This window comes from Oscillatoria sp. FACHB-1407 (assembly GCF_014697545.1).
In the GTDB taxonomy this organism is placed as follows: domain Bacteria; phylum Cyanobacteriota; class Cyanobacteriia; order Elainellales; family Elainellaceae; genus FACHB-1407.
On record NZ_JACJSA010000006.1, the window covers coordinates 265,438 to 283,442 of the forward strand.

10 protein-coding genes are annotated in these 18,005 nt (G+C 51.7%); 6 read left to right on the forward strand and 4 right to left on the reverse strand.

What is annotated here, in order from left to right; all coding sequences use genetic code 11:
* Positions 1 to 509 precede the first annotated feature (509 nt).
* Positions 510 to 908: a response regulator gene (locus tag H6G89_RS12555; RefSeq protein WP_190506618.1), complete on the forward strand. Its 399-nt coding sequence runs from the start codon at positions 510 to 512 to the stop codon at positions 906 to 908.
* A 91-nt stretch (positions 909 to 999) separates the two neighbouring features.
* Here H6G89_RS12555 and ppc read toward each other — a convergent pair whose 3' ends face one another.
* Positions 1,000 to 4,065 carry a phosphoenolpyruvate carboxylase gene (gene ppc / locus H6G89_RS12560; RefSeq protein ID WP_190506621.1) on the reverse strand — a complete coding sequence of 1,022 codons (3,066 nt, stop codon included), beginning with the start codon at positions 4,063 to 4,065 and terminating at the stop codon, positions 1,000 to 1,002.
* A gap of 323 nt (positions 4,066 to 4,388) precedes the next feature.
* Here ppc and H6G89_RS12565 point away from each other — a divergent pair, with 323 nt between their 5' ends.
* From H6G89_RS12565 to H6G89_RS12585, 5 genes are all read left to right on the forward strand, one after another.
* The gene (locus H6G89_RS12565) at positions 4,389 to 5,708 is read left to right on the forward strand and encodes a recombinase family protein (RefSeq protein ID WP_190506622.1); all 1,320 of its coding nucleotides are present in this window, start codon (positions 4,389 to 4,391) and stop codon (positions 5,706 to 5,708) included.
* 588 nt (positions 5,709 to 6,296) lie between these two features.
* Complete coding sequence (locus H6G89_RS12570) at positions 6,297 to 8,804, forward strand: ATP-dependent Clp protease ATP-binding subunit (RefSeq protein ID WP_190506624.1); 2,508 nt, start codon at positions 6,297 to 6,299, stop codon at positions 8,802 to 8,804.
* A gap of 226 nt (positions 8,805 to 9,030) precedes the next feature.
* The gene (locus H6G89_RS12575; protein ID WP_190506625.1) at positions 9,031 to 10,515 is read left to right on the forward strand and encodes a hypothetical protein; all 1,485 of its coding nucleotides are present in this window, start codon (positions 9,031 to 9,033) and stop codon (positions 10,513 to 10,515) included.
* A gap of 107 nt (positions 10,516 to 10,622) precedes the next feature.
* Positions 10,623 to 11,228, forward strand: coding sequence for a DUF1517 domain-containing protein (locus tag H6G89_RS12580; RefSeq protein WP_190506627.1), 606 nt, complete (start codon positions 10,623 to 10,625; stop codon positions 11,226 to 11,228).
* Between the two features lie 77 nt (positions 11,229 to 11,305).
* Positions 11,306 to 12,175, forward strand: a complete 870-nt coding sequence (locus H6G89_RS12585; RefSeq protein WP_190506630.1) for a hypothetical protein — start codon at positions 11,306 to 11,308, stop codon at positions 12,173 to 12,175.
* Positions 12,176 to 12,360: 185 nt separating this feature from the next.
* On the opposite strand, the gene H6G89_RS12590 is transcribed toward H6G89_RS12585, so the two are convergent.
* From H6G89_RS12590 to ptsP, 3 genes are all read right to left on the reverse strand, one after another.
* The gene (locus H6G89_RS12590) at positions 12,361 to 14,181 is read right to left on the reverse strand and encodes a PTS fructose-like transporter subunit IIB (protein ID WP_199336682.1); all 1,821 of its coding nucleotides are present in this window, start codon (positions 14,179 to 14,181) and stop codon (positions 12,361 to 12,363) included.
* Positions 14,182 to 14,202: 21 nt separating this feature from the next.
* Positions 14,203 to 15,165, reverse strand: coding sequence for a 1-phosphofructokinase (pfkB, locus tag H6G89_RS12595; RefSeq protein ID WP_190506631.1), 963 nt, complete (start codon positions 15,163 to 15,165; stop codon positions 14,203 to 14,205).
* Positions 15,166 to 15,383: 218 nt separating this feature from the next.
* Positions 15,384 to 17,843 (reverse strand): phosphoenolpyruvate--protein phosphotransferase, encoded by a 2,460-nt coding sequence (ptsP, locus tag H6G89_RS12600; protein WP_190506633.1) that lies wholly within the window; start codon positions 17,841 to 17,843, stop codon positions 15,384 to 15,386.
* Between the last annotated feature and the right edge of the window lie 162 nt (positions 17,844 to 18,005).

An 18,005-nucleotide genomic window follows, 5' to 3' on the forward strand; every position in this document is an offset into this window, starting at 1 on the left:
TAACATCAGTTTGGTTTTAAGAGCCTGACGAAGGAATTCGGCATTGCTGATCCAATCTAAGAATTTCGTGCGGGCGGTGCTGTATCTTTGCTGTACATCCGATCCACCTTGACAGGGTTGGAGCATCGCCCCTCGGTCAGGGGTTCCGCCCTTGCATTCCGCCCTAATCGGGTGCATCTGATGGTTGGGGGAGTGGCGGTTAAAACCGCAGACTTCGGCGTGAGCTCAGTCGAACGCTACCAGCACAAAAACTGCCTACGCAGGTTCAAAACCTGGACTTCGCTCGGATAGCCGCGAATTCATTCGCCGGGTTCAGTTTCCAATCATTAGATGCATTCGTTCTAATCTTTGTGGGTACTGCCATAACTGTTTTGACAGTCGCTGTAGAACAAAAAATTGAATCAACACAACATACCTCAGGCAGAAAGTTCATCCTTAGGTGTGAGTGAGTGAATCAATGCCGTGACGACAATAGGAGTGTTCTCCTTTATCCAATCCAGGATTGTTTGATGAACAGCACGTCTCCTAAGTTGATCAATACCGCTGATCGGATTTTGGTCGTTGATGATCTACCGGACAACTGCTTTCTGTTGCAAACAATTCTGGAAGATGAGGGATATGAGGTTGAGATTGCGGATAATGGTCACACGGCTTTAGAGAGAATTGTGTCTCATCCACCCGATTTGGTGTTGCTTGATGTCATGATGCCTGAGATGAGTGGATTTGAGGTCACTCGTCGCATTCGACAAAACTCGTCGCTGCCATTCATTCCCATCCTCTTAGTAACGGGCTTTAGTGAACCGACTCCTGCTGATGGATTTGATGCTGGAGCAGATGGTTTTATTCGTAAGCCAGTCGATTTTGAGGATTTGCTAATCCGAATCCGCAGTATTCTACAGCCTCATTAAGACGTCTTCCTGAGCCAGGGAGATACCCAACACAATTGGGTTTCGACCTGCGACTTCTTGGGTAAAAAAGCCGCAGATCGGGTGATTGGGATCAACCTGTGTTGCGCATTCCGGCGGCGATGCCATTGATGGTCAACAACGCTCCCCGCAGCAATTCCCCTCGGCTGTAGCGTGAACGAATCACACCCGATGCCGCATGGCTCTTGTGTTGCCGCAACCGCTTGAGGAGAGAGACTTGTAAAAATCCGAGGGGGACGATCGTACCATTTCGCAGTTGCACCGATCGTTGAAGTTCAGGATCCCCATCGAGCAGGCGTTTGTGTCCGGTGATGGTCAACACCAGGTCGCGGGTCAAATAGAACTCATTGGCGATCTGCTCAAACAACCGCTCGAAGCGATCGGCATCTTCTGGTTGGGTTAGTTCCCGGACGTAGTGTCCGGCGATTTGCAGGTCAACCTTAGATAGGGTCATCTCACACTTGGAGATCGCCATCTTAAAGAAGGGCCACTTGTAGTAGAAGTAGCGCAACAGTTTCAGGTTTTCCTCTGGTTCTTCTTCCAGGAAGCTCTGGATAGCCGTACCGACGCCATACCAGGAGGGCAGCAGGAAGCGAGTCTGAGTCCAGCTAAACACCCAGGGAATTGCCCGCAGACTTGCCAGGTCTTTCTTACCTCCCCGTCGAGCAGGGCGAGAGCTAATTTGCAACTGGCTGATCTCTTCAATCGGCGTCACCTGGTGAAAGAACTCAACAAAGTCGGGCTGTTCGTAGATCAACGCCCGATAGTGAGAACGCGATCGCGCTGCCAATTCTTCCATGATCTCGTGCCAGGGCTGAATGTCATCAAACCCGTTGCGCAACAAGCTTGCCTGCATCACCGCACTGGTAATGGTTTCCAGGTTATAGAGTGCCAGTTCAGGCAGGTTGTACTTGGATGCCAGCACCTCACCCTGTTCCGTGATCTTGATGCGTCCGTCAATGCTGCGTCCTGGTTGCGCCAGGATCGCCTCGTAGGCAGGACCGCCACCCCGTCCCACTGAACCACCTCGTCCGTGGAAGATCCGCAGGGCGACGTTGTGCTGCTCTGCGACTCTTTGCAGGGCTTGCTGGGCTTTGTGGATCTCCCAGTTGCTGCTCAAGAAACCAGAGTCTTTGTTGCTGTCGGAGTAACCCAGCATGACTTCCTGAAGAGCCGGGGATGGATCATCGGTGCGATCGCTCTCGTATCCGCCAGAGAGGTAAGCGCGATAGAGCGGCAGTGTGAACAGGTGCTCCATCACAGCGGGTGCCCGTAGCAAGTCCTCCACCGTCTCAAACAGGGGAACAACGTGCAGACTGCCCGTTCCGGTTGCGGGATCATACAGCCCTGCTTCTTTCGCCAGCAACAGCACCTCCAGCAAGTCACTGACATGGTGGCTCATGCTGATGATGTAGGTCTGACAAATTTCAGGACCAAACTCCCGGTGCAACTTTCGCACCATACGGAAGGTCTGAATGGTTTCGCAGGTCTTTTCGGAGAAGGGCAACTCCGTGGGAATCAACGGACGACGGGTTTGCAGTTCGGTTGCCAGGAAGAGCGATCGCTGCTCTTCGGTCATCTCATTGTAGGGAGTCGGCAGAATCTGCAAGTACTCTGTGATTTCGTGAATCGTGTCGGAGTGCCGTCCGCTCTCCTGCCGAATGTCGAGGTGTGCCAGGTTGAACCCGTAAATTTCCACCTGACATAACAGGTTTTCCAGATCGCGGCAGGTTAGACCCGTCTCATTTAAGTTGCGTTGAATCAACTGTAACTCTGCCAGGAACTCGGCTCCAGAGCGGTAGATCGCCGCTGGGTTGACTTCAGGGATCTCATCCTGGAAGTAGTCGCCGTTGTAAAGATGCAGGCTGCGATCGCGCGTATTTTCCAGCCGTTTCTGGATGTATGCCAGCTTCAAACGGTAGGGTTCCTGCCGATAGCGAATCGCCAACTGCTCATACACCTCTGGCATCTGGATCTGGTCTTGTTCCAGCGACTCCAGTAGATCCGGCAACACATCACTCCAGTGCAGCGACAGGCTGAGCAGACTGATCAGGTGCTTCACTGACTGGATGTATTTCTCTAACACCAGGTTGCGCTGATAGCACGCCGTTTTCCAAGTAATTTGTGGCGTTACCGAAGGGTTGCCATCGCGGTCAGAGCCAACCCAGGAGCCAAATTTGCAGAAGTTATAGCGGGGCGGTTGCAATCGGGGGAAGGTGGCGTGCAGGGCGTGGCGCAAACGGTGATACAACTGTGGAATTGCCTCAAACAGCACCTCCTGGAAGTAGTGGAGGGTGTAATCCACTTCATCCAGCACGGTCGGTTTGAACTGGTGCAACTCGTCCGTCCGCCACCACAGGCGAATCTCCTCGGTTAGCTGATCCCGCAGGGCTTCCGCTTCCCAGGAGGAGGACAACCCCAGGTCTTGCATTCCTTCTTCAACCTGATCCAGCCTGCGGAGAATCTTGGCAATCCGCCGCTGTTTATCGCGAATCGTATGCCGCACAATCTCCGTCGGGTGAGCCGTAAACACCAACCGGATATCGAGGTTGTCTAGCAGGTTTTGAATCTGGCGAGGCGGTACGTTCAGGTTAAACAACTTGGGAAACAATGCCTGAAAGGTGCCTGATTCGCGGCGTGTTCCCTGCTCTTGCCAGCTTCGTTCCAGTAAATCGGCGTGTAATCCACTCTGCGCCTCTTCGTTGTAGAACGGATGTGGGTCAGGAAAGCTGGACTGATTCTCCGTTGAGCTATCGTAGGACAGATATTGTTGCTGTTGCCCCCGTTGCTCATAGTGTTGCTCAACGATGTTGATTAACTGGAAGTAGAGCGCAAAGGCTCGTGCTGCACGGATTGCGTCGTTCAAGTCCAGCTTCTCAATCACTTTCAACGCTTCTGGCTCAACCGCTTCAGGGGCTTGCCCTTCTGGCGATGAAATGCCCCGCAATTGCTGCAACAACGTCACGAGTTGTTGTCCACACTCCTGCTCCAGGACAGACTCCCACAGATCTTCGACAATCTTGAGACGGTGTCTCAGAAAGAGATCGGAGGGTGAAGAGAGTTCGAGGTTTTCGGTTTGAGATTCTGTCACTGTGCCGGAACGAGATACGTCATCTGAAGAGTGGAGGAAGGAACTCATGGCATGTCCTGGCAAGAATATTCGATAATTTTAGGGGTTTTGATGAGTCAGATCTAGTGATTGGTCGAGATCATGGAACAAAGCGTCCCAAAACCTAGACCCTTAGAAACCTTGTAATACTCGTGGTATAAACTTCGCAAGATCTGAAGCAGAACTTTGAGGATACCAGAGCAACGTTGTTTCTCAACCTGTTTAGAGAATAGAGGTTTTCTGCAAGTTATGTTGAGATTTAAGGATTGTTGCAATAGTTTTATTCGATTGACCCCGCTTAGACGCTTACCCCAAAGGGGGAATTGTTTCGCATCGCCACACCATGCTGCTCCATGAAAGTTTTTGCGTATTCTTACAGTAATCCTTTGTTTGAATCTGTGCCTGATGTAGCGATCTGGGGTCAGGCTGTAGACGAAATGTATCAAGATTTGGGCGGTTACTCCAATGGGGAAACGGCTTCGCATCGCCACCAGTTAGAAAAATTACTTCAGGATTGTCAAAACGAACCTGTAGCCTATGTTTTAGTGCGACGGTTGGCAGAGCTAGGCGACTCGGTTGAAGCGGTGAGCGATCGCCTCCAGATCTTTGAGACGTTAGGGATCACAGTGATTGCCCTGGAGGATGCAGACCAAAAAGGGCAGTGGATGCGGCGATCGGAGGCATTGCAACTCGTCCAAGCCCTCCAGCAGAATCAGCAGAGTCAGCGCATTCGCGAGGGACACGCCCGCAACCGTGTTAAGGCTCTACCCCCTCCGGGCAAAGCTCCGTATGGCTATCGTCGTGGCAAGGAACGCTATACCCTCGATCGCACAACCGCTCCAGTCGTCAAAGATTTTTTTGAACACTTTCTGCTGTATGGCTCGTTGCGCGGCAGTGTGCGGTACTTGCAAAAGAAATACAACAAAAAAATTTCGGCTTCAACGGGCAAGCGATGGCTGACCAGTCCTGTCTACCGGGGCGATCTGGCGTATCAAACAGGAGAGATCATGCCCGATACCCATCCAGCGATTCTCTCGCGGCAGGAAGCCGCCCAGGTCGATCGTCTGTTGCGCCGCAATAGCCGCATGGCTCCTAAAACCGCCAGTGCGCCGCGATCGCTGGCAGGACTCGTCACCTGTGCGGACTGTCAGTCGCCGATGACCATCAGTAAAGTAACTGCCACCCGCAAAACGCAGGAGTACTTGTACTTGAGGTCGGTGAGTTGTCCTAACAAACCCAAGTGCCGCGCCATCCCGTATGAGCAGGTGCTTGACCAGACGATCCAACGGATCTGCGAAGACTTGCCCCGTGCCGTGGCGGAGTTGCAGGTGCCCAGCATGGATGGGATGAAGCAGGGATTAGCCGCTCAAATTGCTGCCAAGCAAGCTGTCCTGCAACAACTGCCTGAACTGACCACAACTGGCATTCTCGATGCAGAGACGGCTGAATTGCGAGCATACAAGGTGCGATCGGAGATCGCTCAACTGCAATCAACCCTTGCTCAGTTACCTCCAGTGGACTTGAAAGCGACCGCACAAACCGTTTCTATCCCAGAGTTTTGGCTGGACTTGTCTGAAACCGAACGCCGCTTCTACTTCCGAGAGTTCATTCGGCAAATAGAACTGGTGCGGGACGGCAAGAAGTGGGCGTTGGAACTGGTGTTTATCTTCTAAGTACTGCTATTCATAGATGGGGTTTGGAAATAAAACCAGGGGGGTGTGGGGCTGCGCCCCTGCACCCCAAATTCCCACCCTTATTGACGACGAGTTGTACTTAAGGGATCAGGAGGCAAGGTAAAGAACATGACCTAGCTCAGCATTAACTTAAACCGAGTTGCTCTGTTACGAAATTCACGAAATATTGGAATTTTCCGAAGTCATTAGACTGAATTTTTATTAGACCCCTCCGCTATCCCCTCGCTAACGAGGTACGCCAATAGAGGCGATCGCTCCTTCATCAAAAATTTACGCAATTAGAAAAAATTGCGGTAATGGCTCAACATCTGCCTCAGGTACGCCTTTACGCCCGATCGCTACGGTTTTCCTCCCTGTTCGGACATCCGCGTTCTAGATAAATTGGTATGTAATACGGTTACAAATGTTCATATCGGTCGCCACTGGTTCACAACTTGCTTGTGGACGAGGGAGTATGAGGGCTTTGCCCTTAGCCAGGGTCATCCCTGCACCCCAGATGACGCTATGACACCGTAGGAGCGGTGGGCACTTGTCTACCGTTGACACAGCCTAGCGGAGAAATCCCATATGTTTGAGTATTTCACTGAAAAGGCGATCGCCGCTGTCATGTTTGCCCAGGAAGAGGCTCGCCGTTTAGGACACAATTTTGTCGGCACCGAGCAGATTCTATTGGGGTTAATTCGGGCAGAAGGCAGCATTGCGGCGACTGTCCTTGCTGAATTGGGTATTACCTTAGCCGCGACACGGGCTGAAGTTGAGAAAATCGTTGGTCGGGGGTCGGGCTTCGTTCCGGCAGAGATTCCCTTTACCCCCAAAACCAAGCGTGTCTTTGAGCAAGCCTTTCAAGAAGCTCGTCAGCTTGACACTCGCTACGTTGGTCCAGAGCACCTGTTGTTGAGCTTAGTCCAGGAAGGCGAAAGCGTTGCCGTCAAAATTCTGGAGAATCTGAAAATTGATCCGGCTGATGTTCGCAAACGCATCATTCAGGCAGTGGGTGAAACGACCCCTGTTGCCGCCGGGAGAACTGCCACTCGACCCACAGGCGATCGCTCCAAGCGGCGCACCAAGATGCTGGATGAGTTTGGCACTAACCTGACTCAGCGTGCCATCGAAGGCAAACTTGACCCGATGGTAGGACGGGAGCGCGAGCTAGAGCGCGTCGTACAAATCCTCGGTCGTCGTACCAAAAACAACCCTGTGTTGGTCGGTGAACCGGGTGTCGGTAAAACGGCGATCGCTGAAGGTTTGGCGCAGCGCATTGTGAACCAGGAAGTGCCCGATATTCTGCAAGATAAGCAGGTCTACAGCCTTGACATGGGTTCCTTACTGGCTGGAACTCGCTTCCGGGGTGACTTTGAAGAGCGCATTACCCAGATCATGGATGAGGTGCGCCAATCCACCAATATCATTCTGGTGATTGATGAGATTCATACCCTGATTGGGGCTGGCTCCATTGAGGGGGGCACGGATGCTGCCAACTTGCTCAAGCCCGCATTGGCACGCGGCGAATTGCAATGCATCGGGGCAACCACCCTGGATGAATATCGCAAACACATCGAGCGCGATGCAGCTCTGGAACGACGCTTCCAGCCTGTCATGGTGGGTGAACCAACCGTAGAAGAGACGATTGATATCCTGCGGGGATTGCGCGATCGCTACGAACATCACCACATGCTGGTGATTACAGACGAAGCGTTAGAGGCTGCTGCCAAGCTGTCTGACCGTTACATCAGCGATCGCTTCTTGCCTGACAAAGCCATTGACTTGATTGACGAAGCAGGTTCCCTGGTACGGTTCCGTCATGCTCAAAAGTCGCCTACTAAAGACTTGAAGCGGGAGTTGCGGCAGGTAACAGCTGAGAAGAACGCTGCCGTACAGGCTCAAGATTTCGACAAAGCAGGGCAATTGCGCGATCGCGAACTGGAATTGGAAGCCAAACTTAAAGCGGCTCAAGAAAACCAGAACACCTCAACTTACGGTAGTGCAGAAGGAACGGAAGTATCCTCCAGTGCTCCTATGGTCACGGCTGAGGATATTGCCCAGGTGGTTTCTTCCTGGACGAGCATCCCTGTGAACAAGTTGTCGGAGTCTGAATCCATTCTGTTGATGCACCTGGAAGATACGCTGCATCAGCGTGTGATTGGTCAGGATGAAGCTGTGGTCGCCGTGTCTCGCGCCATTCGACGGGCACGAGTCGGCTTGGGCAATCCCGATCGCCCGATCGCCAGCTTGCTGTTCTCCGGTCCGACTGGAGTAGGTAAAACCGAACTTGCAAAAGCTCTGGCTGCCAGCATCTTCGGTTCTGAAGAGGCAATGATCCGGTTGGATATGTCGGAATACATGGAGTCGCACACCGTCTCCAAGCTAATTGGCTCTCCTCCGGGTTATGTGGGCTATGACGAAGGCGGACAACTCACCGAGATGGTGCGCCGTAAGCCCTACACCGTTGTGCTGCTCGATGAAATTGAGAAAGCGCACCCCGATGTCTTCAATATGCTGTTGCAATTGTTAGAAGACGGTCGCCTCACCGATTCTAGAGGTCGCACGGTCAGCTTCAAGAACACGTTGCTGATCATGACCTCCAACATCGGCTCGAAGGTGATTGAGAAAGGTGGTGGTGGATTAGGCTTTGAACTCTCCGGCGATGATGCAGATACGTCGCAGTACACCCGCATTCGCAATCTGGTGAATGAGGAACTGAAGCACTACTTCCGTCCAGAGTTCCTGAACCGATTGGATGAGATCATTGTCTTCCGTCAACTCAAGCGCGACGAAGTGAAGCAAATCGCCGACCTGATGATTCACGATGCGGCAAGTCGCTTGAACGAACAGGCAATCACCCTCGAAGTCAGCGAAGCCTTCAAGGAGCGGGTTGTGGCAGAAGGCTTCAACCCCAGCTATGGGGCACGTCCTCTGCGTCGGGCGATCGCTCGTCTCCTCGAAGACTCTCTGGCAGATGCCATCCTGTCGGGTCAGGTGAGTGCAGGTCAAACGGCAATTGTAGATGTGGATGACGATGGTCAGATCCGCGTTGTCCGCAAGGATGCACCGACTCTGGCTGCGATCGCTTCTTAACTGACTAAGAAGCCCTTAAGATCTCCAACTTCTTCAAGAAGTTGGAGATCTTTTTGCTTTTCTACTTTTGGTGAGATGAAATTTTGCTCATTCCCTCGTTAGGGTAAGACTATCTCGCATCAAAAGTGCAAATCCAAAATCCAGAATCCAAAATAAACCTGTGTTTTTCCTTTACCTGACTCGACTCTATTCTCAAATTCGGCTGCATTTACCAGAGATCCAATTCGTGCAGCCAACTGATGCGATCGCCCCGGTTGCACCAGAGTTTGTCTGGACGCAATTGTTGACCGCATTAGTGGTGGGATTGTTAACGGCTTTAGCCTTTCAACTGCTGCTGACGAATTTGGGTGTGGCGATCGGGATCTCTGTCTGGCGAATCCGCTGGGCAACTCGTGAAGCTTCGGCTGAGGCTGACACATCAGAATCTAGTTCAGGAATTGGCACACTGGCGGGTTTTGGAATTTTACTCACCGTCAATACGGTGTTGTTTGGAGCCTGTTTTTTAGCCACCAAATTTAGTCAGGTCACCACTCCACTCTCTGGGGCGATCGCTGGTATTGTCATCTGGTCAGCATATTTTCTACTGTTGATTTGGGTTAGCTCTAGAGCCGTTGGTTCCCTGGTCGGTTCACTGCTGGATATCACGACCGGAGGCTTTCGACGCATCGTTTCAGCGATCGCTGCTGTTTTCACCAAAGAAGACAATACTACCTCTGCGTTGAGTGAAGAACAGATTGTTGCCACTGTGCGTCAAGAGATGCAAACCATGCTCAACGCTGTTGACTTGCGACAACTTGTTGAAGAACAGTTAGAAGAGCAACTACAACCACTATTACAACTGGAAACATCACGCTGGCAGCTTGAGGAAAGTGATGAGTTGCGTACACAACGACAAGTTGCTACAGCGGAACTCTGGCAACATGTTGACACTTATCTACAGGTGACCAGTGTTAAAAGTTTGACCTCCAAACGAATCGATCGCAAAGTTAAAACGTTTTTGCAGGAGATTCAGCAAGAGCACACTTTACCCGTTCTACCAGCATTTGATCAGTCCAGACTAATCACTATTCTGGAACAGCGATCCGATTTGACAGAGAAACAAAAAAATCGCATTGCTGAACGAATTGAATCAACCTGGCAATCTGCTTTACAAGACTATTCAACAAACGATATACCATCAACATCCTCTGGAAAGTCTTTACCAACACAGGTAACGGCTAAAGTCTTGCAATCGGCTCTCAATAAGGCGATTGAACGAGTCTTTGGTATTCTGCCTGATCTGCTGCAACACGTCGGTATCAAAATGCCAAATTGGGCTGACTTAGCCCCCATTGTGTTGTCTATTGCTTTGGCTAAAGTACGGGATTCCTTTGGCTCGGATGTATTGAATGCGCTGACAGCAGATCATCCAGAGTTAAAACAAAACCTCGATCGCCTGCTCAACACTTCTCACAACAGCCTGACTGGATTTAATCAATCACTGCTTAGTCCCGTGAAGTATCTGCGCGATCGCTCCTTGCAACAGATCGAATCGATCCAACAAACGGCACAAGATCGCATCGAAGCCGTGAAACAGACCACACAACAACGTGCCGAAGACACCCGCAAAGCCGCTGCTGCTGCTGCCTGGTGGTTGTTTCTAACAGCATCTACGGGAGCCATTTCATCGGCAATCGCAGGAGCGTTAGCAACGGGGTTAGTCATTGGGTAACGGGTGACAAAATCTCCTCCATTCGGATTGATCAACTCTCCCTTGCTGTGGATTAGGGACAGTCGAAAGGTTTCTTAAGCTGGAGAGTGTCGGTTTAAGGTTTAGTAATGGCAAATTCCTGGCGCGATCGCTTCAATCGTTTGAGTGGTCAGAATCGATTTGCGGTCTGTCGAATTCTTTTGCACTTGTCGGCTCAAGAAGTGGCTCCCTTACTGGGTCTGCTCAATCGCAAATCGCAAGAGGCGATCGCTTCAGAGGGTGATTTGCGGACGTTGGGTGAGGGTTTGGTAGATATCTGTCAAACTCTATTGCAGTACGATTTGTATTGGCGATCGGCGTCCAATGAAGGAGATGTTTTTTGGAATGAAGAGGACGCAGCCGATTATCTCGCAGAACTTTTTACTGACTCTGCTGAACGCTATGGAGATGCGATCGAAGATTCAGCAGGTGATGCATCCAATGATCTGTTAACGTTACCCGTTACTCAACATCTAGTGGTGATGTTGACTGTCGCGTATGAAGGTGAATCACCTGAACTTGAAACTGACTTGGCGGATATGAGTGCTCTCAAGACAGGACTCAAAGCACTTATTAATTTGCACTATCAAGATCGTTTGCGCGCCATTCAAGTGCATTTCTCTCCGGCTCAGTTAGGCGATGTATTAACTGCCGATCAACTTCTGCTGAACTTTCCTGAATTGGTTCCGCTCTAAACTTGATCAAAAATTGTGGCTCCACTTTCAACACGTCTTTCACAAATTATTGATTGTTTAAACACTGATAAAACACTATGTTTCGTACCATTATTGTCTATTCCATGATTGTAACGTTAGGGCTAACGACTGCCTGTTCGTTGCCCTACGACAGTTCTCCGATCGCTGAAAGCCCTTATCCTGAAGCACCCCAAGCCCAGCCTTCTAACCCCACTCCGGCTCAAAGTGCCAACCTACCTAACGGGCAATATCCAGTGCAACAAGCCTCCTATGATGACAGCACTGGGGAATATACCTTATTTCTGCTCAACACCCCAGCGGGACAATCCTCCACTTTTCGGACTGCAAACTTGCCGTTAGCTCGCCTCACCGATGAGCAAATCGCCAATGGGCAATCCAGCTATTTGGGTGTGGAGAATAATCAGCCTTCACTCTACTTAGACGAAGATTTTCGCATTGAATACGTGCATAACGTGACTGAAACAACGACCAATCCTCAAACGGGGGAACCCGAAGTCGTCGTGATCGATCGCCAAACCAGTTTCTGGACGCCCTTTGCTGGCGCATTGGCAGGTCAAGCATTGGGGAGTTTGTTGTTCACCCCCCATTACTACATTCCGCCTGTCTATCGACCCGGTGGTATCCTCGTTGGCTATGGTGGCTATGGCAGAACCTATAACCAGGCAGTCAACCGCTATCAGACTCGCTATAGTGCTCCTCCGGCTGAAGTGCGGAATCGCCAATTGAGAACCGCAGGACGCTTGCGATCGCCCACTGTTGCCCAACCCAATCGCCGCACACAAGGCGATCGCGCTACAGGATCGGGGTATGGCTCGGATACGCTGCGACGACGCACCAATCAGAATCGTCCCACGGTTCGCCGCAATCCGAGTGGGTTTGGTAGTCGGAGAATCGGTGGTCGTCGTGGGGGTTTTAGACGCCGCTAATTGGTTTGCCCAAGAAATGGGAACGAGATAAGTTCGATGTTGGATAGGGGCGGGGTTTGCTGTCAAATCCAGGACAGGGTGCAAATGGGTTTGCTGCTAAACCCGCCCGTACAGTTCGCGGACTTATTGTCGCTTTCTGACTCGCCTCCGCCCCAGCGAATGTGGCTACGGCTATCGCGTTATATTTACGCTTCTTCTACAACTGGTTGGTTCGCTTTGGGTTGCCAACGTTTGAATTGGGTGATTGCCAGAGCTGTAACTAACGTGCCAACTGCGATCGCCACAACATACAATCCCCCCTGGCTCACCGCATTGGGAATTGCCAGAACAAAAATGCCACCATGGGGAGCACGCAATGTACAACCAAATAGCATCGAGAGTGCTCCGGCTGCGGCTGACCCCAAAATACAGGCAGGTAGGACGCGAATTGGATCTTTTGCCGCAAAAGGAATCGCCCCTTCGGTGATGAAGGAGATACCGAGTACGGTGGCGACCCGTCCGGCTTCTCGCTCTTCGTGAGTGAACTGGCGTTTAGCTAACAGAGTGGCTAATGCTAGCCCCAGAGGAGGAGTCATACCTGCTGCCATCACCGCCGCCATCGGCGCAAACACATTACTGGCTAACAAGCCCACCGCAAAGGTGTATGCTGCTTTGTTGACTGGACCCCCCATGTCTACTGCCATCATGCCACCCAAGATCAAACCGAGAATGACGGCATTGGTTTGACCCATGCCTTGCAAAAATGCTGTTAATCCATCCAGGATGGCTTTCACTGGAGTACCAAACACGTAGACCAGCAGCAAACCTACGGCTAATGTGGACAACAGGGGAATGACCAGAACGGGTTTCAGTCCCTCCAGGTTGGCAGGCAATTTGATTTTGTCGCGCACAAATAGGGCGATGTATCCCGCTAAAAAGCCAGAGAGAATACCACCGAGAAAGCCCATACCCAAGTTAGCTGCCAGCATCCCACCGATTAACCCAGGAGCTAAACCGGGGCGATCGGCAATGGAGAAGGCAATGAATCCAGAAAGCACTGGCACGATCAGGGCAAAGGCAGACGCTCCACCAATTTGCATTAATGCTGCGCCAATAGAACCTTCTTCTGGCTCCAGCCCAAATACAAAGGAGAGAGCAATAATTAAACCCCCTGCAACGATGACAGGCAACATGTAAGATACGCCAGTTAACAGGTGCCGATAGGGTCCCGATCGCCTTGCGTTTTGTTCGGTTTTGGCACGTTGCACCGATTGTAGATAATCGCCTCTGCCGTCGTCACCACTGCCATTTGAGGCGGTTTGAGGGGCTGGTTCAGGCATTGCCAGAGCTTCATTAATGATGGTTTTGCCTGCTTTTAACGCCTGTTTAGTCGAGGTTTCGTAAACCCGCTTTCCGGCAAATCGCGACAAATCAACGTGCGTATCCGCTGCAATTACTACCGCATCCGCTTGAGCAATATCTTCAGAGGTCAATTGGTTTTTGGCTCCTACTGACCCCTGAGTTTCTACCTTCATGTCGTGTCCCAGTTCAGTGGCTGCCTTGCGCAAGGCTTCTGCTGCCATGAAGGTGTGAGCAATTCCAGTGGGGCAGGAGGTAATGCCCACGAGATGCTTAGTCGCACCCGATGGAGTGGCAGCAGCGGCGACAGGAACAGGATCGGGAGTCGGTGTAATGGTTTCCAGGTCGGTTTGTTGTGCTTCGGCAATGGCTGCCTCAATGACGGCTCCGGTGTTGCGGATGGCGTTGCTCGTGGAGGTGGCATACACGGGCTTACCCGCAAATCGAGCAGGGTCAGCGTGAATATCGGCTGCAATGATGGCGAGATCGGCTTCCGCAATATCCTGGTCTGACAGAGGGGTTTTGACTCCTTCAGCCCCTTGGGTTTCAACTTTCATGTCGTACCCCATGACCTCTGCGGTTTTTCGCAGGGCTTCCGCTGCCATGAAGGTGTGGGCAATTCCAGTGGGGCAGGCAGTGACTGCCACAATTTTTTTGATGGTTTTCATAGTTATAAAAAGGGTGCAGCTTTACAAAGGTTGAATTTCAACGGTGTCTATAAAGGATTCAACGGTTTGAATCGGAGGAAGTCGCGGTCCTACCTGGCTCAGTGCCCCAATGGAGAAGGCAGTCGCCAGTCGCGCACAATCAGCCAGAGCCAATCCCCGAAGCTTGCCTGTGATTAGACCGGACACCATCGCATCCCCTGCACCGACTGTGCTCACAACTTCAATGCGAGGAGGACGAGCCAGCAGCGTTTGGTCTGCCTCTGCAAAGATGGCTCCTCTGGCTCCCATTGACACGACAACGGTGTGAATTCCCTGAGTGACAAGGGTTTGAGCGGCTTGAGCGATGACCGCATCGGGAGGGCTACTTTCCATTGCCCCTTTGCTAAGGGAATGCCCAATTAACTCCTGAAGTTCGTCAATATTGGGTTTGATGGCGTAGGGCGCAAAGGGAACGGCTTGCCGCAACCCCTCGCCACTGGCATCTAGCACCACAGTTTTGCCCTGGGCTTTGAGTTGAGCCACCAACTTGCCATAGATGTTGGGCGATAAACCAGCGGGAATGCTGCCCGACAGTACAAACCAGTCACAGGTCTGCGCCAAATTGGCGATCGCCCCATACAGATCGGCCACATCGGCTTCCGCTGGCGTCTGCCCCGGAAAGTTAATATCTGTGACCTGATGTTGCGCGGCGTCAATGATTTTGACATTAACCCGTGTCTTACCCGCGATCGCCACAAATTGATTCTGAATCTGCTTTTGTGCGAAGAACTGGTGAAACAGATCGGCGTTGTCCTTCCCTAAAAACCCGGAAACGGTGACAGAAAAGCCAAAATCGGTGAGAAATGAGGCAACGTTGACCCCTTTGCCGCCGGGGTCAATCTGCTCCCACTCGACCCGGTTGACAGCACCCGCCTGGAAATAGGGAATAGAGGCAGTGTGGTCGATCGCCGGATTGAGGGTAATCGTAGCAATGTTGGGATGCATGATGGGATTACAGCAATGGTTAGAATGACCTGGATGAGGTCGGGCGTGGGAAATAACAAGTCGGGAAGTTGAAATCAGAAGTGTGGCGTTGAAACTGCGACGAGAGGCTCAATCTTGGCTGGGTTGCCGTCCATGTAGGACGTTCGACAAAGATTTCGATCCGCAATTTTGTTCGGACAGCCGCAGTGGATTCGCCGAGCTTCCTAACCTGAATGGGGTCAGGTCAAAGCGCGAACCGCTTGAGCATTGCGACATTTCAAAGCTCGTGTTGCCAGATCTTGCGTCTGTGCGTGGGAGAGGCTCCGCAATTTCGCTTTCACTGCTGCCACACTGGGGATGCTAATGCTGAGTTCGTGAACGCCCAACCCAGCCAAGATGGCTGCTCCTTTGGGGTCGCCTGCCATGCCACCACAAACGCCGACCCACTTGCCCGCTGCGCTGGCGGCTTTGACCGTGTGATCGATCATGCGCAACACTGCCGGATGCAATCCGTCGGCTTGTTTTGCCAGGGCAGGATGTCCGCGATCCATCGCCAGGACGTATTGTGTCAGATCGTTTGTGCCAATCGAGAAGAAATCTACCTCCTGGGCAAACTCCTCTGCCATCAACACCGCTGAGGGAACCTCGATCATCATGCCAATCTCAACAACGGGTGCGCCGATTTCTAACCGGGTTTCTTCTGCCATGGCTTTTGCAGCTTGCAATTCCTCCAGAGTCGCAATCATGGGAAACATGATTTTGACAGCACCCATTTGAGCCGTGCGATAGATTGCTCGCAGTTGCGGTCGAAACAGGTCTGGACGCTGGAGACAGAGGCGAATTCCTCGAACGCCCAGGAAAGGATTGTCTTCAGCAGGCAAGTTCAAATAGGGAACGGCTTTATCCCCACCGATGTCTAGCGTCCGAACAATCAAGGGCAATCCGTTCAACGCCTTCGTCATCCGGGAATAGGCAGCAAACTGTTCGTCCTCGGAGGGAGGGTGCGATCGCTGCAAAAACAGAAATTCTGTACGCAGTAGCCCCACCCCTTCGGCTCCAGCATTCACCGCCTGTTCGGCTTCCGCTGCCGCCCCAATGTTAGCGACCACCTCAACCCGGTGTCCGTCAGTCATAATCGCGGGTTGGAACCGGGCTAATTGCTCTGTTTCTCGTAAGGCTTGCAGGTCTTGCTGAGCAGTTCGGGCAACCTCCAGGTCGGCTTGCGTGGGATTGGGATAGAGGTTGCCACTTTCGCCATCCAAAATGCAGCGTGTACTGTTGCTGAGGTTGAGCACGGCTGGACCCGCCCCCACGATCGCCGGAATGCCAAGCGATCGCGCAATGATAGCACTGTGCGAGGTGGGACCACCATAAGCTGTACAAAAGCCCAGAATCAGAGTCGGGTCGAGTCCGGCGGTGTCGGATGGGGTCAAATCCTCTGCAATTAAAATGGTCGGAGACTTGGGCAGGCTGGATTCATCCTCCACCCGGTCTGCTAACAGGCGCAACACCCGCCGACCGACATCGCGCAAATCGCTGGCTCGACCTGCCAGGAGAGGATCGTGCAATTGTTCCAGCCCATGGGCGCGCTGTTCATAGGCTTGTTGCCACACCCATGCTGCGCTGCGTTTATCTTGCAACTGAGCGATCGCCTCGGTCAGTAATTCTGGGTCATTCAAAAATTCCTGGTGGGCTAAAAAGATCGCCGCCTTACCTGTGCCTGATCGCGATTTGACATCGTCATACAGTTCTTGTAGTTGCACCTTTGCGGTTTCCACCGCCTGTCGCAGTCGTGTTTCTTCTGCTTGTGGATCAACTGCTGTGGCTTCAAACACGATCTTGCCGCGCTTGAGTTGAAAAATGGGGGCGATCGCCAATCCCGGTGAGGCAGCAATACCCGGAATCGCAGAAGATTCAAACGTGAGTGAATGTCCCAGGGCGATCGGAGTTGTTTCCTCGGCTTCCTCACCCAACCCTGCTTCGATTTCCCGTTGCAAACTTGCCAACGCTGCCGCTTCATCTCTCCCTTGCGCCATCAAACGAACGGTTTGCCCACCTGCAACCCCTAATTTGAGCAGAGAAACTAAACTTTTGGCATTGGCGGTTTGATTGCCATAGCGGATTTGAATATCCGACTCAAACGCTTTGGCAGCATTAACTAACACCGTGGCTGGACGAGCGTGTAGCCCTACTGTCCCAGGAATCACCACATCGATCCCGTTAGCAAAGTCAGAAGAAATTGCCTCTACGCCATGACCGTTGCCATTGGTTGATTGGTTGGTCAGACAGGCAATGATGTCATCGGGATTGGTGGTCTGGGCTAACCGTTTCAGCGTCGGCTCATCGTCTAACACATGAGTCAGGTTTGAGAGAATCTCCAGGTGCTCATCTGACTTAGCAGCAATCCCCACGACGAGGTAAACTTGCTCACCTGGATTCCACTCCACACCCTGTGGAATCTGCACGACAGAGATACCCGTTTCCAGGATCAAATCTCGATCCTTTGGCAATCCGTGGGGAATGGCAATACCGTTCCCCAAATAAGTGTGAGCGACTTTTTCCCGTTCCATCATGCTGGTGATATAGCCCGGCTGCATATTGCCGTTTTCAACCAACAACTGACCCACTTGTGAAATAGCATCTGCTTTATTAGTCGCTGCTGCTCTTATTTTGATGTTGTTTTTGGTCAGATTAATCATGTCATTTTATAAATAGCTCGTTAGAAATTTGAGTTACACGGGCTTATTAAAACTGTAAAAACTAGCTCATTTTCTATCTACAGGAAGATGAGTAGGTGAAGGGGTTAGCCATCTATAAGCCCTGGCAATGGTCAAACCTAATATTCAATATAGTAATGAAAA